This window comes from Burkholderia sp. Bp9016 (assembly GCF_003857765.1).
Lineage (GTDB): Bacteria > Pseudomonadota > Gammaproteobacteria > Burkholderiales > Burkholderiaceae > Burkholderia.
Genome location: NZ_QTPY01000001.1, coordinates 244,161 through 259,044, shown reverse-complemented (window position 1 = coordinate 259,044; position 14,884 = coordinate 244,161). Strand labels below are relative to the sequence as shown.

Genomic DNA, 14,884 nt, shown 5'->3' with positions numbered 1-14,884 from the left:
AGCGGCCGCGGGCTGCACCTGCTAACGCAAGCCGAGCAAGCTCGTCATGTTCGCCAGCTTCACCAGGCCAATGCGTGCTCCTTGTCCATCTTTACGGGAATGCCTTGGCGTCGGAAGGTTTCCCACTCTTCCGAGTAGCGACGCGCGATCTCTGGGACGTACATCAGGTAGATCGCGTTCTCTGCGTTACGTTTTGCTGCGCTGCTGTAGTTGAAGCTACCCAGCTCAACATGCTGCCCGTCGACGACGAAGAATTTGTGATGGAATGCGTCGCCCTGGTCGACCAACAGAACCTCGATGCCGCGGTTGGCGAGAAATCGCACCATGGAATACGGCTCAGTATTCTGGTGCGCATCGGCAAGCACCGACACCCGCACGCCACGCCTTTTCGCGTCGACCAGGGCGTTCGCGATCGTGCGACTTGTGAAGCTGTACGCGGCGACGAGGATGGACTCGTGAGAGCTGGCGATCGCGTGCAGAACGATGGTCTCGGCGGTGCCCACCGGGGAGAAGCCAACTTCGTAGGTAGATGTCTTCGAAAAGTGGCCTCGATCGACGTCGGCATGCGTGTGGTTGCGAGCTATCGCGATTGCGGCCGCCGACGCAATCAGTAGGATAGCTACATTTGTTACACTCATTCCTCGCATCTCGGATCCCATCCACTCTCGAGTTACACCCTCAATGCCGAAGAGTCCCCTCGTTTTAGAGTGGCTCACCACGGTTCCAGAGGCTTTCCCATTCCTTGCGAAAACTTGTGACCAGGTCAAGGTCCGCGACAAGAAGCACACCGCCCATATCGCCCATTACCACGTTCCCCGACTCGTTGCCTTCGCCGTCGATCACCAAGAACTGACGAAACGCAGGGGCCTGAGTAGCTTTTCTGATTTCAACACCGTGACGAGCGAGATCTTGTACCGGTACTGCGGTCGCTTCCAGATCGCGTACAGCCACCACCACACGGACGCGCACGCCTCGGTTCCTCGCGTCGCCAAGCTCATGTGCAATCGCTTGGATATCAGTGGCGTCCGTCGAAACGAGGATCGACGTCCGAGCGCTGCGGACCGCGTTTCGAACAATGATCTGCGCAGCGTCTTCTTTGGAGAATCCAAGCTCGTAGTACGGCTTCGCCATTACGCCGCGCTGTATCTCTGTCTTGGCAGTCCCCGGCGGAAACTTCCACACAAGCCCTATCGCCAGGACCACCATCCCAAAGATCAAGGATCCTTTCAACGCGCGAATTTTTGCCATCTCTTCTTCTCGTACTCGGTATCACTTCCCGATTGATTTACGCCGCGACAGGAGACAGTTCACGGGCCTCAATCGCCGCAACCCGCAAGACGAGTTCGTCGGCGTCAAAGCCGCCATCCTGCACCTCCGCGCTCGGCAAGCGCGCGGTCGCACATGCTCGAACGAGCACCTCGGCGAATTGAACTGCACCGCTGGCGTCTCTGACGCCGACCCACGACAGAAGGCGACCGGGGGTGGCTGCGAGCTCCAACATGCTGACCAGGCGCCACCAAATAGCCGCTCGCGTTTGGCCGTCGCGCTGCTGCAATGCCGAGTCGTGCAAGACGGCCAAGAGACCGCCGGCGGACGGCAGATCGTTGATCGTGCGAATGCCGTGTGCGGCCGCGGTGTTTTTCGGCTGCTGTTGTGCCCTCGTGAATACGGACGCGCAGTGCACAAAAAGATCTTCCTCGATCTGGCGGGTCCACTTCACTTCTGCGGCCCGCGGAATATGGCGGCGTCCCCACCGTTGCGCCGACGTGCGTTGTTGATTGCGGTTCATCTGCTGCTCCCTGAGCGAAAAGGCGCAGCCTTTTTCTTCGCGACCCGAATGGATCGCTCTTCAGAAATTGAGGACAAACAGCTTCCCGCTGCGCCCACACAATGTAGACGCAGACCAGAAAATGCAGAAATGCTCCTTCGATTATCGAAGAATCTCCGCGTGGTAGCCGGGTCGCGCGCCACGGTGCGCGCGACCCGGCGGGAGGGTTCATTTAGGCAACCATACCTAGCTCCTTTAACGTTGGAGGATTTGCGTCCGGATCACAGGATCCCCAGATTGCAGGCCCGCCAAATCACGGTGTCGACAGTGCCGATCCGGTCACCGCTCTCGCGCGCGAGGCGCTCGCAGAGGTCTTGAGGCGTCGTACCGTAGCGATCGGCGACGCGCACCAGGTGCCGATCCGGTTTCGCGACGTCGACGCCGTAGTTCTTCGCTAGGTGCCACTTCGTGATCGAGCCGATCCACGGCATCGTTTCGAGAAAGGTGATCGGGTCTTCACTTTTCACGAACCGCTCATACCAGGCGTCACGGGCGGTCCAGACCTCCCAGATTGCCGCGGCCTTCCCGGTATGGCCGAACACGGTGTCGGGACGCCGGCCGGCGTCGAGGGCGCCCATCACCTTCATGTAGATGCCGCGCGCTATCTGGGCCTTCATGCCGGAGTTACAAACGACGAAAATGTATTCGCGCACGAACGCGTCGGCGTCTTCGGGCTTCGCCACGGCTTCCGACCAAACAACGTCACCGGCGTATCCTGATTCGCAGACGGCTGCACGCAGCCGGTGATATTCAGTCAGCTCCATGGATCACCATCCTCCAGCTGCGACCGTCGGTGCGCGCGTCGATGCGTACGCCGTCGGGTACACCTCGATCGCCGAGTGCAACTCGAAACCGGCGCACGCGCGAAAGCGCTCGGCGGCCGCGCGAATGTAGTCGAGCATCAGCTCGATGCAGATCCACCGCCGCTGCAGCTTCTCCGCTGCCATGCCCGTCTTGATGGTTCCAGCGAACTGGTCGACGACCAGGTCACCTGGCTGGGTCAGGAATCGGATGAAGAAGTCCGGGACGGAAAGCGGCATCATCGCGCCGTGCACGGGAAGCCGAAGGTTTTCCGCATCGTCGCGGTACTGCAGCGTGTCGGCGCACCGGTTTCCGCGCTTCAGAATGTTGCGCGGCAAGCTGCCGGGCGTCTGCTGGCTGAAGCCGCCCGGCCGGTGCTGATGCGCGCCATCTCCATACGAGGCGCGCCGCTGGATGCCGCCGGCCGCAACAAAGCGCCGGTGCTTATCCGTGTGCGGCTCGAGCACCTGTCGGTTGTCGGCGCGCACGCGCGCCGGATCGTTACTCAACCAAAGGACATGCTCGTAAGCCCACACTAGCTGGACGTTGTTCACGCAGGCCCAGTGCGTCGGACCCGGCGGCTTCGAGCCTTCCCAGATGACGTCGTTCATCTTCCAGAGGCCGAGCCGATCGCGCAGCTCAACCACGAGCCGCTCGAAATAGATCGACTGGGCTGGCGTACCCGGTTCGTAAGCATCAGCGGTGAGATTCAGGCAAATCGATCCGCCCGGCCGGAGGTTCTTCAGCAGCGGCTCGATCGAACGACACACGAAATCAACATACGCTCGTTCGTCGGCAATCCCGCCGTAGGCGCGCGGCTTACGCAGTAGATACGGCAATGAGCTGAAGACGAGCGAGATCGGTTCGTCGATGCCGTCCATCACGTCGAGATTGCTTCCCCAAACCGCCATACCGAGATCCGTCGAGAAGGCCACAAGTTTCACGCCGGCGCGCGCCGCGCGCAGTTTCTTGCCGGCGGCCTCGGAGAGCGTCCACACACCGCGGCGATCCGCAACGCGTGAGAGGACATTCATCGCTTTCAGGGTCTGTTGCGCCCATCGGATCCGGTGGCGCACGCGATTCTGCCCGGTACTACCCCCGATCGTCTCGCGGGACACGAGCGCATCGGCGTGAATGCCGGCGCGCGCGGCGACGCGTGCATAGAGGTCAGCGTTGGTCAGCGTCCCGTCGTCGGCCTCGGCGTATGCCGAGGCAACATGTGCGAACAGGTCGAGCTGGATGTGGTTGGTTGGATGCATGTTTCCTTCGGCCCGAGGGATTACGTCAGTTCGAGAGGGAATTCATCGTGCAGCTTGCCGTCGAGCAAGCGCCCGGCTTCGCGCGTCCCGATGCGGTACAGGTCTGGTTCATCGTCGCTGGGGCCATCGACTGGGCCCACGTACTTGCGTCCGTATTGCCAGCCTGCCGGAAGCCACCGTGCGGTCGCGACAGCCCCCGTGCGACGAGTCATGTGCGCTCGCGGAGCCCACATGCCCCACTGCTTGAACATGAAGGGCACGCCCGCCCGCGCACATTGATCGCGAAGCGACTGGATCCACACGGGGTGCATGGGCCGCGCGAGTCGGCCACTTTCACCGCCTGCGATCACCCAATCGGGTAGCAAGTTCGCAGGGATCTCGCCAAGGTCGCCCAACATTGGCTCGACGCTCCAGAACCGCAGGCGCACGTTGAGCGCCTTGAGCTTCGGTGCGTCGCGCAGCATCTCGGTGCGGTCGACGATCGTCGCCCCGACCCACACGTTATCCGGCGTGCCGTTCGGGAACATCTCTGCGAGCATCGCAGCAGCATTGCCGATGCGCTTCGTTAGCAGCAACCAGATCAGGTTCGGCGTGTCGAGGATCAACTGCGCGAAGCGCATCCGCTCTGCGGTGGGCGCTGCGTTGTCAAACGGATCGCACACGCTGGGGAACACCTGCACGCGCCGGCGGGCGCGGCCGGCGGCCGCGTCCCACCGGCGCGGCTTCTCCCAATGCGCGTCGCTATACGTGCGCCTCGGGGCACCTGGCCCCCAGTTCTCGCCGCGGCGCAGCCAACTATTCATGCTCTCGGCATAGCAATGATCGCAGCCGGGCCCGACCTTCTGGCAGCCTTCCCATGGGGACCATGTGAACGGGGACCAGGATATTCCGCTCTTTTCGCCCATCGCCTTTCTCCTCGCGATCTATCGGCCACGGACAGCCATGCAAAGCGCGACACGCTTCGCGATTTCGCGGTCATAGCCCAGCAATGTGGACCTGAGGTTCGGCCCGATCTGGGGTCCGGCGACAGACGTATCGAGCGGCAACGATTGCGGCGCCTCGGACACCGTCGGCCTCTTGCGCCGATAGACTAAGTTCCGATCGGCCTTCGGTATCAGCTCGAGACGCCCGTTGTACAGAAGCGTGTCGAGGACGGTCTGAACCTTCTGTTGCTTCGCGTCGAGCACAACCGCAATGTGGTGAGCGGTCATCTCGGAGTTACCAAGGACCTTCAGTACCGAGGCCTTCGTTACTTGAGCGTTTGCCATAAAACCTGCACCTCTTCGTCAGCTCAATTTATCGATCGGACACAAACGGGCAGCCCGAAAAGCTGGTCGATCGAACCCGTCTTCACTGCGCCGATCCAACGCGATCGCCAACTTCAAGATTGGAGTTCGTGTTCGAATTCACCGCCTCCGGTTCTGGGTAACAAGCGTCCGGTGCATCCGGCCATTCATCGCGGCACGCGTCGAAGCGGCCCTCGCGCCAAAGCGAAAGCCACGTCATGCCCTCTTCCGCAGTTAACGCATAGTTGATCGCTGCGATCGCGCAGGCGAGCCCGCTGCGTGCCTCGAGCGCGTCGACGACCATCGCGGGCGATTCTGGTGACTCGGCCTTCTTCGTAGAAGATGGGCGCGCCGATATAGACTTCAGTTGATCGGCGTAGAGCGCGACCATGTCGCCGCGCTCGCTCTGGGTTGGAATGAGCGTTCCGCCAACATCAAGTGCGCGCTGGAACGCAAGCTGTTCGCTCGCTTTCTTTCTGCATTCCTTCCTATACCTCGCTTTCGCGCCTGTGTCGCGATGGCGCTTCTGCCTCGCCCTCTTACAGATCTTGCAGACTCGCTTACCGCCTTTCAGGACGAGGGTATTCTCAGGACTGAACGGATGACCACTCCTGCAATGGGTCCCCCGCTTCGGTCCCGATGTCGCCTTGACACCCAAAGACGAAAAGAGGTCGGCATCTGAAATTCCGCCTTCTAGCAAATCAACATCGATCACGCTTCGCCTCCCGCTTCACACGCAGCATTTGTGTTTGCCGATCCGCCCGTCGCGGATTCACCGCCTGATCGGTCGCCTGACCCATCAAGCGCAGCAACAGTGTCACCCGTGGTACTCAGAACACGCTCACCATCTGCGCTTACCTCGACATACCAGCCTTCGACCGGTGCAGACTTGTGTTCCGCCATATTTGTCCTATTGTTCATCTCCTGTCCTTCTGCCCTGCGGAGGTCGTCATGGATACTTGGTTGTGCATCAAATGCCACAAGGAATGGAACGTCGATGCTGAGAAAATCGGGATCGATTCGTTTGGCATTTATGTGTTCTGTCCACACTGCGGACGACGGAATCAGCTCAAGAGCCTGGGTCATCGGAACGGGGCGCTAACCCTTCAGCAGACTGGGAAATAGCATCGATCCGCGGATCGTTTCGTTCAATCGGTCGATCTCGGCACGCAGTTCGCCGTTCTCACGCTCTAACTCACGCGCAAGGGGCGCAAGTGCCTGATGCACCTCTTCGAAGTAGCGCGCCAGCGATGCTTTGCCGATGCCGGGGAAGCGGCGCTTGTACCGTTCGATCAAGCTCTCGACGCGCGGAGCCTTCGTGAGGGTTGCGAAGTAGGCCGCGGCCTCCTGGTCGTGCTTCGTCAGTTCGCTCATGATGCGTCTCCCGCGCGGACCATCTTCGCGATTTGCATCCGAAGTTCTATTGCTGCCGCCTTCGGATCGTTTCCATGTTCCAGCCACTGAGCGGTACATTCGAGCGAGATGCAGATGCCACGCGCTATAGATACCGTCGCCTCCGCGCGCGGCTCCGGCTGCTGAGCGGCGAGGATGGCGCGAAGGTCGCTCGCTAGACGGCGCGCGTCACTGTCGCCACCGAAGATTCGGACAGAGTCCTCGAATTCATCCAGTTTCGTTGCCGCCTTTCGGATCGTGTCGCGTGCCTTGTTCGTCAGCGTCTTATTCATGCTTGGCTCCCTCAATCGGCTCGCGCTTGTAGTACGTGTTGTTCCCGCATTTCGGGCACACGAGCTGTTTGATCCCGAGCTTCGTGGAATAGCCCTTCGCAGGGCCACCGTCGACGAGATCAGAATGCACACCTTTCCAGCCGCATTTCCGAGTCTTCGAACACTCGATCGGGATGTCGTGTTCGCTGGCGGGCGTATTGTTGATGTCAGGCATGCTTGGCTCCTTCGAGAAGGACACGGAGCACCTTGCAATAGCCGGCATACGGCGTGTCGGGGAGCACGGACTGATCGAACCACTTGACTGCGAATTCAATCGCTTCCCGTTCCTCGTCCGTCAGCTCCTGCCGAGTGGCGACCTGCGCGGGCGGGGCGGCTTCCGGCAATGGCGAATGCTTCGGCTTCGCTGCCTGCTTCGCGCGGATCTGCTCGACCTTTGTCCAGACTCGTGCGAGTTCCGTCTCGCCAGCTGCGTGCATGTCGAGGTCATTCGCGAGGCAGAGCGCAGCGAGCGTCACCATGACGCCGCCGACCTCCTGCGCCGGCTCGCCGTTCGGCCGCCCGAACGTGTAGTCGACGAGCTGGTGCGCCTCGCTCGCGGTGCAGCCGATCGCCTGCACAAGTTCGAGCGCCTCTTCAAGGAACCGGTGATTGCGCTCGATGCGATCGGCCGCTATCTCGGCACCGAAGCACGCGAGCATCCACGGCTGCACGCGTGACTGGAACGACACCGCATCTTGCCCCGGTGCCGATGCGGGCTGCGATGCTGCTCCGTCGCAAAGCGGGTGATGCGCGCCGTCCCAGTCTCCTAGCCTACGGCACTTGCACGAGATGGGCTGCGACGCTGCCGCTGCATCTGCGGAGGGAGGCTGCGGGGCGGCTTCGAGAGCGCATCCCCACGAGTGCGAGCCGATACCGCTGGCGCGCATCATCGGCTGCGTGATCACTTCCGGCACCAGCTTCCACCCCTCCGGCACCGCTCCCGCCACCTCAGTGCGAGGGGCGCGGGCATAGGTGCAGCCACGCTGGAACCCTTCCCATGCGCATTCTCTGTAGTCGTCCATGTTGCTGTTGGCGTCGCTGGACAAATACTTGGCGGGGAAACGCTCTTTCGCCCAAGTTTCGAACACCGCCCGCTTATCCGCCCCATTGCCCGTACCTTCGAGCGGGGCGGAGGGTTCGACGAGCGGATGCCAATGATCCTTGATCGAGTCGCCGTCTAGCACGAGGCCGGGCTCATTGAAGCCATGCGGCTCGGCGGCATACACTCGACGGCCGGGCCAATCCGTGTAATAGGCGAATGGCTTGGCCGGCGCTGCTTCGTGCTGCTCGACAGACGTCACGAGCAACGCGCGAAGCTGCTTTTGCGCGTGCAGCACGCACTTCAGCGCCTCGCCGGTGCTGCTTCCGTCGAATCGCTCGATGGCTTCCTCCATCGCTTCTTCGTTGACGCTCAGGATGTGCAGGTGGTCCGTCAGCGCACCAGTGCGGCTCTTGTCGGCGGTCATTGGTCCCGGCCCTCCATGTCAGCCGCGGTGATGATGTGTTCGCGAACGTTGATGACGCTGTAGAACGTCGGTTTCGCGTGCTTTTCGATCCAGCCAGCAATCAGCGATTCCAGTTCGGCTTTCGCTTCCGGCGAGATGTTCGGGTAGTCGTCGGCAGCTTCACCAACCTCGTCATAGGCCCGCTCGCCGAGCATGTCGATAATGTCGTCTGCGTCGCAAAGGTGCTTGGTCGGAATCGGCGCAACATCGCCGAAGTACACGACATCGCCGACGGCCAGGTCGTCGTGCATATCGAGTAGCTCATCGAGCGCATCACACGAGAAATATTCGTTGTCGCGGCTCCACGTGGTTCGGAGTTCAGCTCCGGCGCCCTTGTCGGTGGTGGCGGTCATGGTGTGGTCCTCAGAAAGTCTTCGTGAGATCCCGATCCACGGCTTTGCCGAGTGATCGGAGAAGGTTGGCCAGCTGCGCACGATCGTGATGACTGGCGGTTGCTTGGCGCAGCAGCCCGAAGTACGAATTCGCGACCGGCATCAGATCGCCGGCCGGTGTCTCGGCGACGCGCCGCAGCGCTTCGTTGCGCGTGCGTTTCCGCGTCTCGCGGCGCCAAGGCTTGATGACCTGGCCGACAAAATCGATGCCGCGGTCGATCGGCTGCAGAATGGTTTTGCGCGGGTTGATCCGTGCGCCGAGTCGCTCAGGCAGGAACGCGGTGACATCGGCGAGGATCATGTTCAGATGTGCCGCCGACTCATGCAGGAACACGAAATCGTCGACGTACCGGATGTAGTGCTGCGCGCCGAGCACATGCTTCGCGCGCTGATCGAGAACGTCGAGATACACGTTCGCGAAGAACTGGCTCGACAGGTTGCCGATCGGCAGGCCGAGGTGGTCGGCTTGTTCCATCAAGCGCTTGTGCGGCGGGACGAGCTCCATCATTGCCGGGTCCCCGTGGTATTCGAAGTCGGCCCGTGGATCGTGCATCAGCACGCGCTCGGTCAGCGCGCGCCAGAACGGCTCGGAGATCTTCGCAAAGAGCAGCTCGAGCAGGATTCGCTTGTCGATACTGACGAAGAAGTTCGCGAGATCGCACTTCAGGTAGAACGCGCGTCTCGACCAGTTCTGCGTGATCGAGCGCACCTTGGATTCCAAGCGTTGAGCGGCGTACAGAGTGCCGCGCCCTTTGATGCAGGCGCACGAATCGGCGATGAAGCTGCGCTCGAAGCGCGGGCCGATCCGGTTGTAAAGCAGGTGATGCACGATGCGATCTCGAAATGCAGCCGCCCAGACTTCGCGCGGCTTCGGTCGCGTGATGACGAAGCACTTCGAGCGGCCGGGCATATAGCTGCCGTCGGACAGCTCGTCGTACAGGCGTCGCAGGTTGCGTTCGAGCCGCATTTCGAACGCGAGCGCTGCATTGCTGTTTCGCTTCGTTCGCCGGCAGTCGAGATACGCGTCGACCAGCTCGGCGAACGAAAATGGCCCTCGATCTGCGGACGGCGCGGGCGCGCAACTCGTTGTTCTGGTGGTTGTTGTTCTGGTTGCCATTGTTGAAGTTCTGGTACCACGCCCAGCCGGAGGTATCGTGCGATCTACGTCGCCCGGCCGATTGCTCAGTCGGGAAACTGCGCTGGACCTTTCCGCACGCCGGCGGCTGGTTTCCTCATTGCGCATGGCGGTGGCCTTGTGAGCCAGCGGCACGACCAGATTGATATATCGCTCAGCCGCGAAGGCCTTGACCTTAGCGGAGCGGGCGACGGTTTGCGGCGTTCTTCCAGCCTGTGGCCTGCTTCCCGATGCTCGTCGTCTTCTCGACGGCAGCTGCGTAGCCGTCACGTGCGATAAGGCGCTTGTCCATGCTGAGACGAAGCAGCAGCTCGATCACCTGCAGACGCTCAAGCAATTCGACGAGGTGCGGAGCCTTGTCGGCCGCGACATTCGCGCGGAACACCAACACCATGATCTCGATGCATTCCGCGCTGATCTTCTCGCCGATGCTGCGCTTGAAGTCGCGGGGCATGTTCTTGACCAGGTTGGTAACGTCATCGAGCAGCCCGTAGGCCGCTCGATATATCGGAAGTTGGTTGTGCAGTGCCACGGTGGGTTAAATAATCAAAAAACTGAAGGGATAAATCTGCGGACGGCGCGGGCGCGCGACTCGCTGGTCTGGTGGTCGCCGTACTGGTCGCCACTGAAGAAGCCCTGGTACCACGCCCAGCCGGAATTCGATTCATGGCGCTCGCCGGACCAGTAATAGGCCGGCTCGAACTCGCCCTTCAGGTTCGCGAACAGGAGCGATTGCTCCCGCCGCGTCGGCAGTTCGCCGCCACGTTCGGCGGCCCATGCCTTCGCCGCCTCCCAGTCCAGATCTTCGGCCTCCCCCGGCAGGAGAATCAGGTAGTGGCTCAACGAGCCATCTTCGAGAAGGATCTGCCCGGCGATGCGCTCGCCCGCCGCGAGCGGGATGGTGACGGCGTCGACGTGGTACTCGGTCGCCCGCGGTTGCTTCTTGAACTCGTCGATCATCGCGGCGATGCGCGCGTGATCTGCTTCGATCTGTTCGAGCGTGATCGTCATTGCATGCTCCGATTGTGAATGGCTGAAGGGTTAAATCGACAATCTGCGGACGGCGCGGGCGCGCAACTCGTCGTACTGGTGGGGGTTGCACTGGCCGCCACCGTCGAAGATCTGGCACCACGCCCAGCCGGCATAATCGGGATCGTCGTCCGGCGTGTTGGACCAGTACGCAGCCGTCTCGAACAGGTCGCGGTGCTGTTCGTAGGCCATCACGAGCTCGGCGCGCGTCGGCAAATCACCACCGATGCTCTTGGCCCATTCCATCTGTTCCTGCCATGTTGCGCGATCGTTGTCGCCGGGTAGCAGGATCGTGTGCGTGACGTCTCCGTTCTTGTCGACGAAGCCGCCGAGATAGATCTCGCCGTCGGCGAGCGTAGGAAGCTGGATCTGCATGGTTTCTCCGGAAAAGAGAAGGGCGCCGATTGGCGCCCTTCGAATGCCGCGCGGACCGAGGTATGCCGCGCGGGATAGGCTCTGTTGAATCAGCGGGGCATCCACTGCGTGCCGCGCACGATCCGGCCGACTGGTTCGAGCACGAGCACCTCGGATTCCTTCTCGCTGCGCACGAGTGCGCTGCCGCGACGCTGGGCTTTCTCCAGCGATTCGTGGCGTTGCGGCTTGCAATTGCGGCCGACCGTGACGAACAGCGGCGCGCGTGTGCCGACCGGGCCGAGCGTCAGCTCGTCGATGCGGGCCTCGAGAGCCGCAGCGTTCGCTCGCCAGGTGTCGGCTTTCTGCTGCGCGGCGTCGCGCTCGGCCGCGAGGCGTTCGACGTCGGCGCGCAGGTCCGCGATGACCCGTGCAACGTCGATGACGCCTACGTTCGGGTCCAGCGACTTATCGACCAGGCCGACCGATGCCAGCGCCGGCGCGGCTGCGGCCGGCGGCGTGTCGCCAGGCGGCGGGGGCGCCTTCACTGCGCGCGCGAGCCAGTACACGTACTCGTTGCCGCCGCCCGCGCGCTTCTCGCGCTCGACCAGCCCATCGCCAAGCATGCGGTTCAGCTCCTTCGTCACGTCGAGCTGCGGAAGCCCGGTTCCGGTCGCCACTGCCTTCGCCGTGGCTTCCGACGTATCAGCGAGATACCGCTCGATGTCCTCTCTCACGCTGCCTCCCGTATGGCGCTCGGCGCGGTGGCGCCGACCTGTCCACCCTCGACCCAGAATGCCTCGATGCCTTCGGGCAGCCCGGTGGGTGGCGTTTTCAGGCTCATGAACACGAGCGCCGTGTCGACCTGGTCGGCGTATGCGAGGTCGTCGAGCCAGTACAGCAGCCGGTCGCGCTCTGGTCCGACCAGCACATCGGCGCGATCAAGAACGAGCAGTTTCAGGCCCGAGAAGTGGCTGATCGCCGCGGCGATGTGCGCGTCGGCGCGCCAGCGTTCTGATTCCGACAGTAGGGCGTATGCACGACCGTTCGCGAGGATCTCCATTTCCGGCGTGATCGTGACGTCGGCCCATTCAGACAGCTCGGCGAGCGCGGTCAGGCGCTCGTTCATCGGGGTCAGCGCTTCGCGCAGCAGGTCGGCCGGAATTCCGTTCGGCGCCAGCGCGTCGGCGATTGCTTCCCAAGCGGCCACGTCCTGATGCAGTGCGAAAGCCTTACCCGTGACCTCGATTGCGGCGGCGGCGCGGCGCTCGGCGTCGCGCGCGGCGCCGATGTCCGTGTCGAGCTGCTTGCGGCGTTGCATCAGCGCGCCGAGCTCGCGGCGCGCCGCGTCGATCGCTTCGCCCGATGAGTCGCAAGCGCCGGCATTTGCTTCGTTCTCCAGGTCCTTCAGCTGCTTCGCCGCCGCGTCAGCCGCTTCGAGTTCGGCGCGGCGATTGCGGGCAGCGTTTTGCAGCACCGTGAGGCTGCGCTCGTACTCGGGCAGCTTCGCGATCGCTTCCTCGTCACGCATACCGGTCGCGGTCGCGGCAGTGAGCGCACCATGCAGGAAACGCAGCAGCGCGCCGCATTCCGGGCAGCTGCATTCCGTGCCGGCTGGTGCGGCACCGGCGCGTACGCGCATCGCGTCGACCTGCGGCTGGAACTCTGCGACCTGGTCGTCGGCCAGCTGCGCCAGCTCGGCGGCTTTCGCGTAACCGGATGCCTTGTCGCGCAGCGCGGCGATTTTCGAAGCGCGGGCGCGCGCGGAGGCTTCGTCGGCCTCGGCCGCGCCGATCTGGCGCTGCAACTCGCCGACGTCGCCGTCGAGCGACGCGCGTTCGCCTTCGAGCTTGCGCAGCGTTGCCGCGTCGAAGTTGATCGACGCCGGGCGCCAATCCGCGGCCTTCTGGCTGCCGTATGTTTCCCCAGTCGCCGCGCGCCATGCCTGCTTCGCGCCACGTGCGCGATCCGCCGCTTCCTTCTGCGCGGCCTCGAAACCGGCGCGAAGCATCGGCGTGATTGCCTCAAGCTGGGCGTCGACAGCGAACTTGATCACGCGGGCTGGAGACGTCAGCTTGTCCACCAGTCGCTCGCGGATTTCCTTCGCGCCGATCTTCACGCCCATCAGCTCGTACAGGAACGCACGGCGCGCGGCGGCGTCGAGCTGCGCGAAACGCTGCGCATCGAGCACGAGCGGAAGGCGTGGATCCTCTGCGAGCTCGCGCTTCATCTTTCCGCCGGGCAGCATGATGCTGTTCGCATGCTCGCCGCACGCGACGACGATCTGGCCAGCGTCCGAGCCCTCGGTGACGAGCGAGCCGTATTCCTTCTTCAGCGCGACGCGCACGGTGTCTCCGGTGAGCGCCATACGCACGGCTTCCTGCAGGCTGCTCTTGCCGGCGCCGTTCGGGCCGGCGAAGAGTGCGACGGGTTTCGACAGCCGCAGGTCCGCGGCGTGGATCCCGAGCACTTTCGAGACATAGATGTCGGTGATCTTCATGGGAGGTTCCGGTTAGTCGGCGCTGATCGGTCCGCGTGCGCGGCGCGGCGCGCCGGCTCGCGGCTGTTGCTGCGCCTGTTCGGCAGCCGCGGTGATGGCGCGCATGCGCGCCGATGCCGCCGCGTTCAGGTCCGCCTTCGCGGCTTCGTCCGGCACGCCGGCGATCGCGCTGCGCGCGAGGTCGAGATCCTCGGCAGTCGCCGCGGACTCGATGTCCTCGCGAATGCCGCGCACCAGGCCGTCGACGTCGAACTCAAACCCGCCTTGGCTCTGGCCGGCCTCGCCGCGCGGCTCGTCCTGGTCGTCGACCGGATCTGCTCGGGTAGCTACCGGAGGCATGTCGGCCGCGCGCGATTCCGTCGCGGGACCGGTCTGCGCCGGCTCGGCGCCGCGCGGCACTTCCTCCGCAGGTTGAGCGCGGCCGTTGCGCAGTTCTTCGAGAGTACTGGTCACTGCGACCGTTCCGTCGGCTCGTACTTCGACGGTATCGATCAGCTCCTCCTGTGACGAGAGGCCCATGCTGATTTCGGGAGCATAGGCCCGTTGCCAGAACGCCGCTGAGCGATACACGAACATCTGGTCGGGCATCGTGAGCCACTTGCTGCCGCTCTTCTTGTTCCAGCCTTCGGCCTTGACCATCTTCCAGTCAATCCAAGTGCCATTGAGGCGCTCGCCGGTCGATTTTTCGATCGTCCATGCCCGACAGCCGAAGTCGTCGCTACCTTCGGTGCCGCGCCATTCGTAGCGAAGCGTCTCGAACCGGCCGCAGGTATTCACACTGGCGATCAGGAATTTGCTCGACCATCCGGGGTTGCCGTGGACGATGTACAGGTTCTGCATGACCATCAGTTCGTCGGCGCCAAGACGGCGTGCGAGATTCAGCGCGATCATGCAGTTCGCGACGTTGTTTTGGTAGTGCGCGGGGACCAGCGACGAAGACGCGAACGCCTTGGCGACGCGCTGCAACAGCTCGAAGCCTTGGAGGTCGAAAAAGCCCGCGCGGACTGGCGGAAGCGATGCCTCGCGCGGCGCGGGATTGCGGATAGCTTCGAGAGTGGTAGGCGTTGACATGGA

Annotated in this window: 21 protein-coding genes; all 21 read right to left on the bottom strand. The window is 63.0% G+C overall.

The window, feature by feature from the left end; translation table 11 throughout:
• Nucleotides 1-59: 59 nt before the first annotated feature.
• A complete protein-coding gene (locus tag DIE13_RS01320) occupies nt 60-638 on the bottom strand; it encodes a phospholipase D family protein (RefSeq protein WP_185731181.1) in 579 nt (192 codons plus the stop codon).
• Nucleotides 639-702: 64 nt separating this feature from the next.
• Nucleotides 703-1,248: a hypothetical protein gene (locus DIE13_RS01315; protein WP_124825450.1), complete on the bottom strand. Its 546-nt coding sequence runs from the start codon at nt 1,246-1,248 to the stop codon at nt 703-705.
• Nucleotides 1,249-1,285: 37 nt separating this feature from the next.
• A complete protein-coding gene (locus DIE13_RS01310) occupies nt 1,286-1,789 on the bottom strand; it encodes a hypothetical protein (protein WP_124825449.1) in 504 nt (167 codons plus the stop codon).
• Nucleotides 1,790-2,049: 260 nt separating this feature from the next.
• Nucleotides 2,050-2,592, bottom strand: coding sequence for a hypothetical protein (locus tag DIE13_RS01305; RefSeq protein ID WP_124825448.1), 543 nt, complete (start codon nt 2,590-2,592; stop codon nt 2,050-2,052).
• 3 nt (nt 2,593-2,595) lie between these two features.
• Nucleotides 2,596-3,888, bottom strand: a complete 1,293-nt coding sequence (locus tag DIE13_RS01300; RefSeq protein WP_124825447.1) for a site-specific DNA-methyltransferase — start codon at nt 3,886-3,888, stop codon at nt 2,596-2,598.
• Nucleotides 3,889-3,908: 20 nt separating this feature from the next.
• A complete protein-coding gene (locus tag DIE13_RS01295) occupies nt 3,909-4,793 on the bottom strand; it encodes a DUF5131 family protein (RefSeq protein WP_124825446.1) in 885 nt (294 codons plus the stop codon).
• A gap of 18 nt (nt 4,794-4,811) precedes the next feature.
• On the bottom strand, nt 4,812-5,156 hold the full coding sequence (locus DIE13_RS01290) for a DNA-binding protein (protein ID WP_124825445.1): 345 nt from the start codon (nt 5,154-5,156) through the stop codon (nt 4,812-4,814).
• An 82-nt stretch (nt 5,157-5,238) separates the two neighbouring features.
• Nucleotides 5,239-5,889, bottom strand: coding sequence for a hypothetical protein (locus tag DIE13_RS01285; RefSeq protein WP_124825444.1), 651 nt, complete (start codon nt 5,887-5,889; stop codon nt 5,239-5,241).
• Nucleotides 5,886-6,260: a hypothetical protein gene (locus DIE13_RS01280; RefSeq protein ID WP_124825443.1), complete on the bottom strand. Its 375-nt coding sequence runs from the start codon at nt 6,258-6,260 to the stop codon at nt 5,886-5,888. The genes DIE13_RS01285 and DIE13_RS01280 overlap by 4 nt, the downstream gene beginning before the upstream one ends.
• Before the next feature lie 12 nt (nt 6,261-6,272).
• On the bottom strand, nt 6,273-6,548 hold the full coding sequence (locus DIE13_RS01275; protein ID WP_124825442.1) for a hypothetical protein: 276 nt from the start codon (nt 6,546-6,548) through the stop codon (nt 6,273-6,275).
• The gene (locus DIE13_RS01270) at nt 6,545-6,859 is read right to left on the bottom strand and encodes a hypothetical protein (RefSeq protein WP_124825441.1); all 315 of its coding nucleotides are present in this window, start codon (nt 6,857-6,859) and stop codon (nt 6,545-6,547) included. The genes DIE13_RS01275 and DIE13_RS01270 overlap by 4 nt, the downstream gene beginning before the upstream one ends.
• On the bottom strand, nt 6,852-7,073 hold the full coding sequence (locus tag DIE13_RS01265; RefSeq protein ID WP_124825440.1) for a hypothetical protein: 222 nt from the start codon (nt 7,071-7,073) through the stop codon (nt 6,852-6,854). The genes DIE13_RS01270 and DIE13_RS01265 overlap by 8 nt, the downstream gene beginning before the upstream one ends.
• Nucleotides 7,066-8,364, bottom strand: coding sequence for a hypothetical protein (locus DIE13_RS33215; protein WP_260435006.1), 1,299 nt, complete (start codon nt 8,362-8,364; stop codon nt 7,066-7,068). Before DIE13_RS33215 ends, DIE13_RS01265 begins: the two co-directional genes overlap by 8 nt.
• The gene (locus tag DIE13_RS01255) at nt 8,361-8,756 is read right to left on the bottom strand and encodes a hypothetical protein (RefSeq protein ID WP_124825439.1); all 396 of its coding nucleotides are present in this window, start codon (nt 8,754-8,756) and stop codon (nt 8,361-8,363) included. The genes DIE13_RS33215 and DIE13_RS01255 overlap by 4 nt, the downstream gene beginning before the upstream one ends.
• Before the next feature lie 10 nt (nt 8,757-8,766).
• Nucleotides 8,767-9,762 carry an RNA-directed DNA polymerase gene (locus tag DIE13_RS01250; protein ID WP_124825645.1) on the bottom strand — a complete coding sequence of 332 codons (996 nt, stop codon included), beginning with the start codon at nt 9,760-9,762 and terminating at the stop codon, nt 8,767-8,769.
• A 343-nt stretch (nt 9,763-10,105) separates the two neighbouring features.
• Nucleotides 10,106-10,462, bottom strand: a complete 357-nt coding sequence (locus tag DIE13_RS01240; protein ID WP_059723702.1) for a four helix bundle protein — start codon at nt 10,460-10,462, stop codon at nt 10,106-10,108.
• A gap of 14 nt (nt 10,463-10,476) precedes the next feature.
• Nucleotides 10,477-10,941 (bottom strand): DUF1566 domain-containing protein, encoded by a 465-nt coding sequence (locus tag DIE13_RS01235; protein ID WP_124825438.1) that lies wholly within the window; start codon nt 10,939-10,941, stop codon nt 10,477-10,479.
• Nucleotides 10,942-10,971: 30 nt separating this feature from the next.
• Nucleotides 10,972-11,334: a DUF1566 domain-containing protein gene (locus tag DIE13_RS01230; RefSeq protein ID WP_124825437.1), complete on the bottom strand. Its 363-nt coding sequence runs from the start codon at nt 11,332-11,334 to the stop codon at nt 10,972-10,974.
• 89 nt (nt 11,335-11,423) lie between these two features.
• Nucleotides 11,424-12,047, bottom strand: coding sequence for a 1-pyrroline-5-carboxylate dehydrogenase (locus tag DIE13_RS01225; protein WP_124825436.1), 624 nt, complete (start codon nt 12,045-12,047; stop codon nt 11,424-11,426).
• Nucleotides 12,044-13,810 carry an AAA family ATPase gene (locus tag DIE13_RS01220; RefSeq protein ID WP_124825435.1) on the bottom strand — a complete coding sequence of 589 codons (1,767 nt, stop codon included), beginning with the start codon at nt 13,808-13,810 and terminating at the stop codon, nt 12,044-12,046. Before DIE13_RS01220 ends, DIE13_RS01225 begins: the two co-directional genes overlap by 4 nt.
• Nucleotides 13,811-13,822: 12 nt before the next feature.
• Nucleotides 13,823-14,881, bottom strand: coding sequence for a hypothetical protein (locus tag DIE13_RS01215; RefSeq protein ID WP_124825434.1), 1,059 nt, complete (start codon nt 14,879-14,881; stop codon nt 13,823-13,825).
• Nucleotides 14,882-14,884: the final 3 nt, after the last annotated feature.

Excerpts from the sequence above, each read along its gene's own strand:
- DIE13_RS01320 (WP_185731181.1), bottom strand. The coding sequence starts at position 638 with ATGAGTGTAACAAATGTAGCTATCCTACTGATTGCGTCGGCGGCCGCA.
- DIE13_RS01315 (WP_124825450.1), bottom strand. The coding sequence starts at position 1,248 with ATGGCAAAAATTCGCGCGTTGAAAGGATCCTTGATCTTTGGGATGGTG.
- DIE13_RS01310 (WP_124825449.1), bottom strand. The coding sequence starts at position 1,789 with ATGAACCGCAATCAACAACGCACGTCGGCGCAACGGTGGGGACGCCGC.
- DIE13_RS01305 (WP_124825448.1), bottom strand. The coding sequence starts at position 2,592 with ATGGAGCTGACTGAATATCACCGGCTGCGTGCAGCCGTCTGCGAATCA.
- DIE13_RS01300 (WP_124825447.1), bottom strand. The coding sequence starts at position 3,888 with ATGCATCCAACCAACCACATCCAGCTCGACCTGTTCGCACATGTTGCC.
- DIE13_RS01295 (WP_124825446.1), bottom strand. The coding sequence starts at position 4,793 with ATGGGCGAAAAGAGCGGAATATCCTGGTCCCCGTTCACATGGTCCCCA.
- DIE13_RS01290 (WP_124825445.1), bottom strand. The coding sequence starts at position 5,156 with ATGGCAAACGCTCAAGTAACGAAGGCCTCGGTACTGAAGGTCCTTGGT.
- DIE13_RS01280 (WP_124825443.1), bottom strand. The coding sequence starts at position 6,260 with ATGACCCAGGCTCTTGAGCTGATTCCGTCGTCCGCAGTGTGGACAGAA.
- DIE13_RS01275 (WP_124825442.1), bottom strand. The coding sequence starts at position 6,548 with ATGAGCGAACTGACGAAGCACGACCAGGAGGCCGCGGCCTACTTCGCA.
- DIE13_RS01270 (WP_124825441.1), bottom strand. The coding sequence starts at position 6,859 with ATGAATAAGACGCTGACGAACAAGGCACGCGACACGATCCGAAAGGCG.
- DIE13_RS01265 (WP_124825440.1), bottom strand. The coding sequence starts at position 7,073 with ATGCCTGACATCAACAATACGCCCGCCAGCGAACACGACATCCCGATC.
- DIE13_RS33215 (WP_260435006.1), bottom strand. The coding sequence starts at position 8,364 with ATGACCGCCGACAAGAGCCGCACTGGTGCGCTGACGGACCACCTGCAC.
- DIE13_RS01255 (WP_124825439.1), bottom strand. The coding sequence starts at position 8,756 with ATGACCGCCACCACCGACAAGGGCGCCGGAGCTGAACTCCGAACCACG.
- DIE13_RS01250 (WP_124825645.1), bottom strand. The coding sequence starts at position 9,762 with ATGCGGCTCGAACGCAACCTGCGACGCCTGTACGACGAGCTGTCCGAC.
- DIE13_RS01235 (WP_124825438.1), bottom strand. The coding sequence starts at position 10,941 with ATGACGATCACGCTCGAACAGATCGAAGCAGATCACGCGCGCATCGCC.
- DIE13_RS01230 (WP_124825437.1), bottom strand. The coding sequence starts at position 11,334 with ATGCAGATCCAGCTTCCTACGCTCGCCGACGGCGAGATCTATCTCGGC.
- DIE13_RS01220 (WP_124825435.1), bottom strand. The coding sequence starts at position 13,810 with ATGAAGATCACCGACATCTATGTCTCGAAAGTGCTCGGGATCCACGCC.
- DIE13_RS01215 (WP_124825434.1), bottom strand. The coding sequence starts at position 14,881 with ATGTCAACGCCTACCACTCTCGAAGCTATCCGCAATCCCGCGCCGCGC.